The sequence below is a fragment of the Mycobacterium sp. genome, assembly GCF_032162605.1.
In the GTDB taxonomy this organism is placed as follows: Bacteria; Actinomycetota; Actinomycetes; order Mycobacteriales; family Mycobacteriaceae; genus Mycobacterium.
The window spans coordinates 1-12,244 of the sequence record NZ_JAVROT010000535.1 but is presented as its reverse complement, the minus strand read 5'-3'; the positions used below and the strand labels follow the sequence as shown (position 1 = coordinate 12,244).

Here is a 12,244-nt window from a genome sequence, read left to right as displayed (position 1 = left end):
GTCGGCGCGGCACCGGTCCCCGTTCCGAGCAGCAGCCAGTGTCAAACCTTCAGCATGACTTCAGGAGTCTCCTCCTCGCTGAGAGCGACGCGTTTGCGCACGTGGCTGGTCGGCTAGGGGTTCTCGTCCGCTGGCCACTGACTGCCTCGCACTGGGTCGCGGCCCATGTCGCGAGGCACCCAACTGATCGTCGACGGCACGGTTGTTAGATCGTGTGTGCCTCGGCCGCAACCGCGAAATCGGGTGCATGAGGTCATCGAGGCCGTTGGGCGGCAGCAACTCTCGCGTGACTGCCACTATTCTGCGTTCACGCCGACGGTCTTCCGTTGGACCGACCGGCGAGAATTGGTCCAGGTCCACCGCCTGCGGCACGACCGAGACGCGCGGTCTTGGGCAGCCAAGTTTGACCACGTCAAGGACGTCCTCCGCGCACGGCACCGCCACCCGCGTCGCGCTACGTGCGAGCAACCCTTCGGACCGCGTGCGGGTGACCGGACCGATGCGACGATCCTGCCGTCGGTGCAAGACCACACTCAGCTGGGGCAGGGAGTGAACCGACGCGATACCGTAGCGATCGGCCGCTAGTTGGGCGGCCACGCCGACGACTCGCGTCGCCAGCGCCCCGGCCAACGCCGCCAATCCGTCGTCCGACGGTGATCCCTCGCCCTTCGCAGTGTGTGTTCCAACGAGCCCAACCTTCATCCACACTCCTCTCGCGACGGTGGAGCCCGCCGTTCGCCTAGGGGCCTTGACTGAAGGAAGCCCGGCCGCTCCGGTGCCGAAACCACGCGCGGTCGGCTCTTCGCTTCGCGGATGAACAACTTCGCGAGGCGGATGATGCAACTTGTTCTCGGCTGGTGACGACGACGAAGTCCGGTCGAACGAAAGGCGAAAGGCGGCGCACGACAGCGCTCCCGACGCTCGGCGCCATCACAGTGCTCGGACTGGAATCAGCCAGGTAAGGGCCAATCCGTCCCAACCGCTACCAGCTGGCATGTTCTGGCCGGATGCACCTAGTCGAAGACACCGACTATCTTCAGCACCATCAGCACAGCCGTGGCAAAGAACATCGCGGCCAATATTCCGATCGCGATCATCGAGGCGACCGCCATGGGCGTCATCCTCCGTCTGGCCGGCGGGTCCTGATTCGATGTCGCCGACGTCTGTGCCGAATCTGGCGGCGTGTCACCCGGGTCGACACTCCCGCTGCTCGGACCGGAGGGGGTGTTCGCGGGGTCGGGATCCGGCGGAAGTGCAGTCACCGCGTCACGACCCGTCGCTCATCCGTGCGTGAGACTTCGATCCTCATGTCCACTCCTGAACCTTGCTGCCACTCGTGGCAAGTCGACTTGATCCGTTACAGCGCGGCCTGACCGGGGCCTCAAGGCGCGCCGTCCTCCGAGCCTGGCGCAGTCCAGTGCACCACCTTGACCGCCGTCAGCTCGTCGAGCAGTTCCGGGCCGAAGCCGAATCCGCTGCCACTTGCTCCCCGCGGCTCGGATGCACCGCCTGGAGCGCCCCCGAATACCGAGTTGATCTTCACCGTGCCCACCGGAAGCGTCCGCCAAGCCTCCTGTGCCCGCGCCATGTCCGGCGTCAGCACCGTGGCTGCGAGCCCGTAGCGGTCGCGCGCCGCCTCCAGGAGTGCGGTTTCGAAGTCCGCGACCACACGCACCGGCGCGACCGGGCCGAACGTCTCCTCGGCGAACACCAGCATGTTCGGATCGCAGTCGGCCAGCACCGTCGGCGGATAGAAGGTTCCTGGGCCCGAGGCGGGTTGGCCGCCCGCTACGACCCTCGCTCCCCTCTCCACCGCGTCGGTGACGTGGCGGTGCACCTGTCCTCGATGACGTTCGTCGACCAGGGGTCCGATCCGCTCGGCCCACCTGCCCGCTTCCCCAGCCAGATCTTCGATGAATCGATCTGCGACGGCTTTCACCACGTAGATGCGTTCCACTGAGACGCAGATCTGTCCGGCGTTCGCGAACGCACCCGTTGCCGCCTGCCCGGCGGCCCACCTTGACTCCACGCCGGCATCGACGATGAGGGCATCGTTCCCGCCGTTCTCCAGGATCGCCTTGGCACCGCGGCCGGCACACGCGCAGGCGATCTCTCGACCTGTGGCGGTGCTGCCGACGTGCGCCACCACATCGACGGCTGTCGAGTCCGCCAACCGGGCACCGACGGTCCCGTCTCCGTCGACCACCCCGAGGACACCGTCGGGGAGATGCGCTGCGATCAACTCCGCGAACCGCCTCCCCGCCGATGGGCAGCGCTCGCTGGGCTTGTGCACGACCGTGTTACCCGTGACCAGGGCTGCACCCAGTAGTCCGGCGGCGACGGCAATCGGATCGTTCCACGGGGTCAGCACTGCCACGACTCCACGCGGCTCCGGAATCATGAAGTCGGTCGCGGAAAAATCACCTTGGAGGCTTCGACCGCCATGCAGCGGACCGATCTCGGCATACTGCCTGAGCGTGTCGATGCCGGCTTGCACACCGCCCAATGCGTCATCCATCGGCTTGCCGGTCTCACGTTCGACGAGCTCGGCGAGCTCCTTCGCCGCCGACTCCACCGAAACTGCGGCATCCCTGACCCGAGACGCCCGTTCTCCGGCGCCCATGCGCCGCCATTCGTGGCGCGCCGCGCGGGCGCGAGCGACCGCACCCTGGCACTCGGCGGCGTCGGCAACCGGCACACGGGCGACGGTCTCGCCCGTGCGCGGATCGAGGACTCTCAATTCCGTCGTTTGCGGCACACAGGTGTTTACCCCGTGACAGACGGTCAAACCGACGATCCAGACCAATCATCGAAGATGGTGCCCACGGACTTTCGGAACCGGTCAGTCGGGCAATGCCGCGACGATCTGTTCCCTGGTGAAGGGCATCGTCCGCACACGGACTCCGATGACGTCACGGAGGGCATTTCCGATCGCGGCGGCGACGGGCCCCTGCGCGGTCTCGCCGACGCCCAGCGGCGGATTCCCGTTGCCGTCCAACAACTCCACGTCGACCGTCGGCACCTCGGAGAAGCGCAGGATCGGATAGGTCTCCCAGGTGTCACTGGTGACGGTCAGGTCGTTGAAGCGCACCCGCTCCTTCAGCGCCCAACTGGTCGCCTGGATCGCGCCGCCCTCGATCTGGTTCTCCGCGCCATCGGGATTTATGACCAGGCCGGCGTCGACCGCGATGAACAGCCTGCGTACCCGCACCTCGTCGACGGCCTCCACCTCTGCGACCACCGCGCAGTAGGCACTGGTGTTCTTGTAGCGCGCATAGCCGATCCCACGACCCACCGAGTCAGGACCATCCCACCGGGCCCAATCCGAGTTTCGCACCACCGCCTCGATCACCGCGCGCCCCCTCGGGTCGTGCAGGTGGGCGAGCCGGTACTCGACCGGGTCACGTCCGGCAGCGCTCGCAAGCTCGTCCATGAACGATTCGATCGCGAACACGTTGGCGAATCCGCCGAGAGAGCGCAATGCCGATGTCCGCAATGGCATCACGGTCAGCCGGTTGTTCACCACGCGGTAGGCGGGAAATGCATAGCCGGGAACCGAATTACGTCCGGCACCCCCGCCGTGTGCCAGCGAGGGCTCGCCTGCGGCTTCGATCTGCTCGCCGCCGGGGCGGTCGGTCGCTGCGAGCAGTCCGACGGCACGGGTGAATCCGGGCCGAGTGACGTGTCCATTGCCCCAGATGTCGTGTCGCCACGACAGCACTGCACCGTCGGCGTCCACGTCGGCGGCGATCCGGACGACGGCGGCCGGACCATATGGTGCCCATCCCAGCTCGTCCGGTCGGGACCACACCACCTGAACCGGTCGACCCGGTACGGCCAACGCGAGCAGTGCCGCGTCAAGTGCAACGTCGTCGGCGCCGTTGTGGCCGTAGCAACCCGAACCCTCGACGTGCCGGACGGTGATCCGACCCTCCGCCAGCTTCAGCGCGCGAGCCAGCTCGCGGCGCAGCAGGTACACGCCCTGGCTGTGGGTCCAAACGTCCAGTCGCGTGCCTGTGTCATTCGTGACGAGGGCGGTGCCGGTCGAGGGACCCATCGCGGCGTGCGCGAGATACGGTCTGTGATAGGTGGATTCGTAGGTGTTGGCGACCACTTCGGTCGCTTCGGCGGCGACCGCCTCGGCAAGGACGCTCGACTCGGCAGGCGCCGAGACGAGGAAGCCGGCCAGATCGTCCTCGTCGGGCAGCGTCGGGTGTTCGCGCCACGTCGCGGCCGCACGCAGACGGTCCGCGGCGGCCAGGGCGACCTCTTCACGCTCGGCGACCACACCGAGGAAGCTCCCGTCCCGCACCACGGCGATCACCCCCGCCAGGGCGGCCGTCGGTTCGGTGTCGACCTCCAGGAGACGCGCAGCCCGGGACGGCGGCCGCACTATCCGGCCGAACGCCATTCCGGGCAGCGACAGGTCGTGCGCGAATCGTGGTTGCGCGGCGAGCTTGTCCGGTAGGTCAATCCTCGGCACGCTGGCACCGACTACGTGGTAGTCGGATTCGGGTCTGGGCTCCGTCGCGCCGGTCGCCGGGCAGTCGAGGAGCCGGTCGTCGGACAGTTCCCAGTACGTCGTGGTCCGCCCGTCCAGTGCCGTGATGGTGCCGTCGTCGACCGTCAGGTCTTCCGGGGACACCTGAAAGCGGGCTGCAGCGACCCCCACGTAGATCGCGCGTGCCTCGGCGCCGACTTGGCGCAGGGCGGCGCCGGAATGCTGGATCGACAGACTTCCTGCGGTGTAGCCCTCGTCCGGACTGACACCGGTGGCGGCCGCCGTCATCCGCACCCTGCCGACCTCGACGTCGAGTTCCTCGGCCGCGATCTGGGCCAGCGCGGTGAGTACCCCCTGCCCGAGTTCGACCTTGCCGGAACGCACTTCGACGATGCCGGTGGGCAGGATTCTCAGCCAGTCCCCCAACCGTGGGTTCGCCTGCAGCGAGAGCGGCATCGCCCGCTCGACGTCGTGAAGGGTCACCGTTCGCCGTTCCGCATCTCCGCAGCGGCCGCCAGCACGGCCCGCACGATCCGACTGTGCGCCCCGCACCGGCACAGATTGCGGTCCAACGCGGCGCGCACGTCTGCCTCGCTCGGATCGTCGTCGGCCGCGAGCAGTGCCGCTGCCGCGATGACGATCCCGGAGATGCAATAGCCGCACTGCGCGGCCTGCGCGTCGATGATCGACCGGGCGACCGGATGGAGATGCCCTGGTGTGCCAAGACCCTCGACCGTGGTCACCTCCCGGCCCGCCACCGCCCACATGGGGGTGTCACACGAATATGCGGGTTGACCGTCGAGGAGGACGAAGCACGACCCGCACAGGCCGAGACCGCAACCGAAACGGGTGCCCTTCAATCCCAGATGATTTCGCAGCACGTACAGCAGCGCGGTATCCGGTTCGGTACTGACCCGCTCGTGTCGGCCGTTCACCACCACGGTGGCTGGTGACGGCGAGGGGTCAGTCATTTTCACCTCCATGCCTCCCATCGTCCTCTTCGGCGTCGGAGTGAGCAGCGCGGCCACGATCGCGCTTCATTGCCAAATGGTTGCCAAATGGTTCCGCACGGACGGCGACGGCGTTGCGCGTGCTACGGCCGAGTTAATTTTGGGATCCCAAAATGCCACGGACGAATCCAAAACGAGGTCGTCGTGTCGTGGATATACCCATTTCACCGGTGGTTTCGAAAGACGTACTCAGCGCCGCCGGCGCGGTCCCACCAGCCGTTGACACCCGACTCGAAACGCCCCACCCTAGTTTTGGGATCCCAAACCTGGGCCCGGCTATCGAAGGGTTTCATCGGGTGACTACGTCAGTCCGGTTGGGGTTCATCTGCCCCTCGTCGAACACGGCCTTGGAACCGGCGGCGTCGGCGCTAGTGCTCGGGCATGGCTCGGCACATTTCAGTCGCGTCGGCGTGACCCGAATCGCGCTGGACGCCGAATCTGACGACCAATTCGACATCACCGCGATGGAGGCGGCCGCCGATCTGCTGACCGACGCTCGCGTGGACGTCCTCGCCTGGGCCGGGACGTCGGGATCGTGGCTAGGGGTCGACCGCGAAGTCGAACTGCGTGACCGGTTGGCTGGCACGGCACACGTGCCGGTGACGACGTCAACGCTGGCCGTGCTCGCGGCATGTCGCGCGTACGGGGCACGCCGCCTCGGGCTGGTCAGCCCCTACACCGCGGGAGTCTCAGCGCGCATCGCCGAAGAGCTGAGCCACCACGGCATCGACGTCGTGGCACAGCAGTACTGCGGCCTGACAACGAATTTCGACTTCTCCACGGTCGGAGAGTCCATGATGGAGTCGATGATCACCGCGGCGGCAGACGGTGCCGACGCCGTCGCGGTGCTGTGCACGAACATGGACGGCATCGCGCCGGCGACACGTGCGGAAGCGGCACGAGGGATTCCGGTGATCGACTCGATCGCCGCCACCGTGTGGCACTCCTTGCTCTTGGCCGACAGTGACGCAGCCGTCGTCGGTCGGGGCGACCTTCTGGTCAATGGCATGCTGCGAGCCCGGATGCAGACGGTCACCGAGCAGTTGCGAAGTGACACCGGTGCCGATCGCACCACTCTGAGGGTCGACCGGCCCGAGGCCGGTTGTTCGGTGAACACCTGCGCCGCCGAGTCCCGCGGAAACTCAGTGCGATCCATCCGCCGAGACCCGACGTTGCCTCAGCGCGACCTGGAGACGGTGCGTTGGATCGACCGGCATCGCACTCTGTTGGTGCAGCCCGACTTCTCGGTGGAGCCGCATCCCCCGCAAGCGCTACTCGAGGTCTACGGAGTTCGCGCACAGATGCTGGCGCCCGTGATCCGCAATGGGGAGCTGGTGGCGTGGTTGTCGGTGCACAGCCTCACCGAGCGCCCCTGGTCGGAGGCAGACCAGCGCGCGCTCGCCGGCGCCGCTCACCAGATCGATGTCGCCCTGAACTCCGTTACTGCACACGCCCGGCCGACCTTGGAGGTGATCTGACATGGCGACCCCGATACTGGTGTTCACGCACCAGCACGGCGAAGGGGGTGACCGCGTGACGGCGCGGCCGGCCAACGCGCCCAACGGACGCCCGCTGCGCGAATTCATCCGTGACTGCATCCGCAATCGCATCTCCGACGGCACCTATCCCCCGGGCACCCGCCTCGTCGAGCGTGATCTGGCCGCCGAGTTCGCGGTCTCACGGGCGCCAGTGCGTGAAGCCGTCCGCATGCTGAACTCCGAAGGATTCGTGGAGATGCTGGCAACCCGCGGCGTCATCGTGCGGCAGTTGTCGCGCACGGACGTCGAAGAGCTGTTCGACGTCCGTGAAGCCCTGGAGACGATGGCGTTTCGCAAGGCCGCCGAGCGAGGCACCAAGGATGACGTCAGAAGACTGGAAGGCTTGGCGCGCAGGGCCGAACGGGCGATCGCGGCCGACGATCGCGACACCGTGTACACCTGCAACGTCGAGTTCCACGACATCGTCCCCAAGATGGCCCGCAACAAGGTCCTCGTCGACATGCTCGAGCCGATCGAAGGCCGCCTGCACTGGATCAATCTGCAGAACGACGAACCCGAACTGCTGTGGGACGAGCACCGAATCATGTTGCAGTCCTTGATCGCCGGCGATGCCGATCTCGCACAGCAGTTGTCCTTCGAGCACATCGAGGTCAACCGCTCTCGCGTGCTGAACCACCTCTTCGGTGCTCCGACAGCCCGGCCGGACCGTAACACCGGACCGTAGGCAGCCGCGCCGCTCCGGCCATCACCACGCCCGGCCCGCCGGGTGGCACCTCTTCGTACCCAAAACCCCATCAGGAGAAAGCATGTCCAGCACCACTGAATTGCAACGTCGGGATCTGGCGGACGAATACGAGCACGAGCCCGTCCCCGCCCGGGCGCGACGCAGCTTGACGTCCATCGCCGCCGTCTGGTTCGGCTTCCCGATGAATCTCGGCAACGGACTGACCGGCGCCACATTGCAGGGCTCGCTGGGCTGGTCGGCCGTGCTGGGCGCGATCATCGGCGGGATCCTCTACACCGGCGTGACCATCGTCGGGATCCGCGCCCTGTCATGGCTGGGGATGATCGCCGCACCGCTGTTCATCGTGCTGGCCCTCGTAGCCCTCGCTCTCGGGAGTGCCGGCACCGGAAATTCGTCCGGCGACGTCATGTCCTATCAGGGCGCGGGCACCGCATTGTCCTTCGGAGCGGCCATCAGCATCGTCATCGCCGGATTCGCAGACTCGGGCACCATCACCGCGGACTTCACCCGCTGGTCCACCAGTGGCCGCTCGGCGGTGGCCGCGACGTTCACGGCGTTCCCGGTGGCCAATTTCATCGCCTACGCGGTCGGTGGGTTGGTGGTCGCCGTCGGTGGGTCCGCGGACCCGGCCACGCAGGGGGGCGGCTTCCTCAACCTGCTCACCGGACACGGTGTCGCGCTGTCCGCCCTCGCGGTGGTGTTCGTCTTCATCAACCTCGGTTCGGTCGCGTCGCACTGCCTCTACAACGGAGCGGTCGGCTGGTCGGGCATCACCAAGCTCGGCATGCGTCCCATTGCGATCGCGTTGGGGATCGTCGGCCTGATCGTCGCCGCCACCGGCGTGTGGGCCTACTTCCTGGACTGGCTCAATCTGCTCGGGATCTTCGTGCCGCCGATCGGTGCGGTGCTGATCGTCGACCAGTTGCTGCTTCGCCGAGGCAGCGACGTCGCGCTCGCCTACCGGCCCACCGCGTTCGCGGCATGGATCCTGGGCGCTGCGGCGGCTACGGCATCTCACGAGCTTGTGCCCGGCTCCATCGACGCGCTTGTCGGGATCGTCGCCGCCGCAGCTGGTTACACGGCAATGGAGGCTGTCGTGAAGTACGCGGCACGACGTTCCACGACGGCGCCCGCCGGTGTTCGGGCCGACGCCGCGTGACCGCCATGACGACGCCGATGAGCGCGATCGAGCTGGCTCGCCTGGTCGCCTCGGGTGAGCTGTCCCCGCTGGAGATCGTCGATGCGGCAATCGAGCGGGTGGCGGCCACCGATCCTGCGCTGCACGCCTTCTGCACGCCGACACCCGAGATCGCGCGGCGAAGGGCGCGCGAGGTGGAAGGACAGCTGCGCGCCGGGACCGCCGGTCCACTCGCTGGGGTGCCTTATGCAGTCAAGGACCTGATCTGCACCAAGGGAATTCGCACCACATCGGGATCGGTGGCGTACGCCGACTTCATCCCCGACACCGACGACGTGTCCGTGGAGCGACTCAACGCCAAGGGGGCGATCAGCCTCGGGAAGACCAACGCCAGCGAGTTCGGGTACTCCGCGTCCGGACGGAATCCGCTGTTCCCCGACACCCGTAATCCATGGGACCTCACCCGAACTCCCGGTGGTTCCAGCGCAGGTTCGGCGGCGGCTGTCGCTGCGGGAATGGTCCCGTTCGCGCTCGGTAGCGACGGGGGCGGTTCCATCCGCATTCCGGCCGCGCTGACCGGCCTTGTCGGCTTCAAGGCATCGATGGGACGGGTGCCGGTGTACCCAGGATGCCGCGATCACCGCTATCCTGGCGTATCCGGTTGGGAGAGCGTCGAACACATCGGGCCACTGGCCACTACCGTCGTCGACGTGGCGTTCGTGATGAATGCGCTGGCCGGGCCCGACCCGCGCGACCGGCACACCCTCCCCGCGGGTGACGTCGACTGGCTGGCGGCGACTCGGAATCCAGATCTGAGGGGGCTGCGGGTGGGGTACACACCCGACTTCGGCTATCTGCCGGTGGACCAGGAGGTGCGGGCGGCGGCGGACAGGGCCGCGGAGTTGTTCGCGACGGAACTCGGTGCCCACGTCGAACAGTTCGTACCCAGCTGGCCTGACCCGGCACCGCACTTCACCGCGCTCATCGTGTCCGAAACCGACCTCGTCGGTATGCGACACATGGTCGACGAGATGGGCGACGGCATGTCGCCGCGTTTGGTCCAGATGCTTCGGAGTGATTGGACCGCCGAAGACTTCACCGAGGCACTGATGATGCGCAAGGCCGTCGTCAACGAGATGGTCACGGTGATGGAGCGGTTCGACCTCGTCATCAGCCCGACCTGCGCGGTGCCGGCATTCCCCCTCGACGGCGAGGGTCCCACCGAGATCGACGGACAGGCCGTGACACCCACCAGTTGGCAGGGCTTCACCCCGATCGCCAACCTCACCGGCCAACCCGCAATCAGCGTGCCGTCGGGAATCACGGCGGGAGGACTGCCCGTCGCGATTCAACTGATTGGACCGCACCTGGGTGACGGTGCCGTCCTGGCCGCTGCCGCCGCATACGAGCGCAGCGCGCGCGACGCGGGGTTGTGGCCTGAGCTGAGGAGGCCAGCGCCGTGACGACGACCGTGATCAGAGGCGGCACGGTGTGCACGGCGTCAGAACGATTCGTCGCCGACCTCTACATCAGAGGCGGCGTGATCGTCGGGCTCGGACACGACCTCGACATCGCGGTCGACACCGTGATCGATGCCACCGGTTGTCTACTACTTCCCGGCGGGGTGGATCCGCATGTGCACCTGGACTTTCCGTCACTGTCGACGACCACCGCAGACACGTCGTACTCGGGCACGGCCGCCGCTGCGCAGGGCGGGACGACGACGATCATCAACTTCGCCATGCAGCGGTTCGGCGAACCCCTGCCCGCGGCACTGGAACGCTCGGTCGGACAGGCAGAGGGGCAGGCCGTCATCGACTACGGGTTCCACGTTGTCGTGCGGGACCTGGGAGAGGACCGGGTTCGCGGTATCGACGAGTTGGTCGAGTCGGGTGCCAGCAGCATCAAGCTATTCATGGCCTATCCCGGCGAGTTGATGGTCGACGACGCCACGCTGCTCGTCGCGATGGAACGCATGGCCGCCGCGGGTGGCCTGACCATGGTGCACGCCGAAAATGGTTCGGCCATAGACGTTCTCACCCAACGAGCCCTGCGGGCCGGGCGCACTTCGCCGCAGTGGCACGGCAAGACACGCCCCACCATCCTGGAAGCTGAAGCGGTACACCGGGCGGCCATCCTCGCAGAGCTCGTCGAGGCGCCGACCTACTTCGTGCACATCAGCTGCGAGGAGGCCCTCGCCGAGGTGGCGGCAGCCAAGGCCAAGGGCTTGGCGATCCACGCCGAAACCTGCCCGCACTATCTCACCCTGGACGACTCGGTCTACGACGGCGACGCGTTCGACGTCGCCAAATACGTGATGACACCGCCGCTGCGTGCACCCCACCATCAGGACAGGCTGTGGCACGGGATCCGGCGCGGTGACGTCGACGTCGTCTCCACCGACCACTGCCCCTTCTGCATGCTCGGGCAGAAGGACGCCGGGCGGGACAATTTCCTGGAGATCCCCAACGGCATCGGCGGTGTCGAATACCGGCTGTTGCTCCTGTTCGACCGGGGTGTCGCCGCAGGCCGGATCTCCCTGGAGCAGTTGGTGGCGATCACCGCGACGAATCCGGCCAAGCTGTTCGGGCTCCATCCCCGCAAGGGAACCCTGATGGTCGGAGCGGACGCCGACGTCGTCGTCCTCGATCCCGACGCGCAGACACGGCTGTCGGTGTCGTCGTCACCGTCGAATGTGGACTACAGCATCTACGAGGGATGGAGCGTGGCTGGCGCCATTCGCTGCGTGCTCAGCCGCGGCACGGTCGTGGTGGCCGGCGGAGCGGTCGAGGACCGCCGCGGCCACGGTCGATTCGTCGCGCGCGGCTCGACGTCGAGCAAGCCGTGAGCGACGCAGTGGGGACCTTCTTCGATACCGATACGGTTGTGCAGCTTGGTCATCCACTTGGGTGCCCACCAGTTCCACTCGCCCATGGTGTGCATGAACGCGGGCAGCAGGACCATCCGGACCAGGGTGGCGTCGACCAGGATTGCCAGTGTCAGGCCAAGTCCGAACATTCGCATGAACGACACCTGCGCGGCGATCAGTGCCGCGAACGAGATGGACATGACCACTGCTGCCGCCGTGACGACCCGGCCGGTACGCGCGATGCCAAGAGCGACGCTCTCGTCGTTGTCGGCGCGCGTCCTTACCCCGGCTGATGTCGTCGGCCCTGCGACTCCGGCCCTCAGCCAGAACTCGCGGATGCGCGAGACGAGGAACACCTCGTAGTCCATCGAGAGCCCGAACACGACGGCGAACATCAGGACGGGGATCCACGGCTCGACCGGGCCCTTCTGGAGCCCGAGTACGCCCCCGAGCCATCCCTCCTGGAACACGAGCACGGTCAC

At 67.1% G+C, this 12,244-nt stretch carries 9 protein-coding genes and 1 pseudogene; 5 read left to right on the top strand and 5 right to left on the bottom strand.

Annotated elements, in window-relative coordinates; all coding sequences use genetic code 11:
- Positions 1-1,013 precede the first annotated feature (1,013 nt).
- The 4 genes from QOI01_RS29665 to QOI01_RS29650 all read right to left on the bottom strand — a co-directional run bounded on the left by QOI01_RS29665 (position 1,014) and on the right by QOI01_RS29650 (position 5,472).
- Positions 1,014-1,262: a DUF6480 family protein gene (locus QOI01_RS29665; protein ID WP_526386735.1), complete on the bottom strand. Its 249-nt coding sequence runs from the start codon at positions 1,260-1,262 to the stop codon at positions 1,014-1,016.
- A gap of 119 nt (positions 1,263-1,381) precedes the next feature.
- On the bottom strand, positions 1,382-2,758 hold the full coding sequence (locus QOI01_RS29660) for an aldehyde dehydrogenase family protein (protein WP_526386733.1): 1,377 nt from the start codon (positions 2,756-2,758) through the stop codon (positions 1,382-1,384).
- Between the two features lie 84 nt (positions 2,759-2,842).
- Positions 2,843-4,984, bottom strand: a complete 2,142-nt coding sequence (locus QOI01_RS29655; RefSeq protein WP_526386731.1) for a xanthine dehydrogenase family protein molybdopterin-binding subunit — start codon at positions 4,982-4,984, stop codon at positions 2,843-2,845.
- Positions 4,981-5,472: a (2Fe-2S)-binding protein gene (locus tag QOI01_RS29650; protein WP_526386729.1), complete on the bottom strand. Its 492-nt coding sequence runs from the start codon at positions 5,470-5,472 to the stop codon at positions 4,981-4,983. The genes QOI01_RS29655 and QOI01_RS29650 overlap by 4 nt, the downstream gene beginning before the upstream one ends.
- A 335-nt stretch (positions 5,473-5,807) precedes the next feature.
- On the opposite strand from QOI01_RS29650, the gene QOI01_RS29645 reads away from it, so the two are divergent.
- From QOI01_RS29645 to hydA, 5 genes and pseudogenes are all read left to right on the top strand, one after another.
- Positions 5,808-6,989, top strand: a complete 1,182-nt coding sequence (locus QOI01_RS29645) for an aspartate racemase/maleate isomerase family protein (protein ID WP_526386727.1) — start codon at positions 5,808-5,810, stop codon at positions 6,987-6,989.
- A gap of 1 nt (position 6,990) precedes the next feature.
- The gene (locus QOI01_RS29640) at positions 6,991-7,734 is read left to right on the top strand and encodes a GntR family transcriptional regulator (RefSeq protein ID WP_526386725.1); all 744 of its coding nucleotides are present in this window, start codon (positions 6,991-6,993) and stop codon (positions 7,732-7,734) included.
- An 82-nt stretch (positions 7,735-7,816) separates the two neighbouring features.
- On the top strand, positions 7,817-8,914 hold the full coding sequence (locus tag QOI01_RS29635; protein WP_526386723.1) for a cytosine permease: 1,098 nt from the start codon (positions 7,817-7,819) through the stop codon (positions 8,912-8,914).
- A gap of 17 nt (positions 8,915-8,931) precedes the next feature.
- Positions 8,932-10,356, top strand: coding sequence for an amidase (locus QOI01_RS29630; protein WP_526386721.1), 1,425 nt, complete (start codon positions 8,932-8,934; stop codon positions 10,354-10,356).
- Positions 10,353-11,657, top strand: a pseudogene (gene hydA, locus QOI01_RS29625) (dihydropyrimidinase); the annotation flags it as partial. The gene QOI01_RS29630 and the pseudogene hydA, both read left to right, overlap by 4 nt.
- Here the strand turns inward: hydA and QOI01_RS29620 are convergent.
- Positions 11,603-12,244 (bottom strand): MMPL family transporter (locus QOI01_RS29620; protein WP_526386719.1); only part of this gene is annotated, 642 nt, incomplete at its 5' end. The pseudogene hydA and the gene QOI01_RS29620 overlap by 55 nt on opposite strands.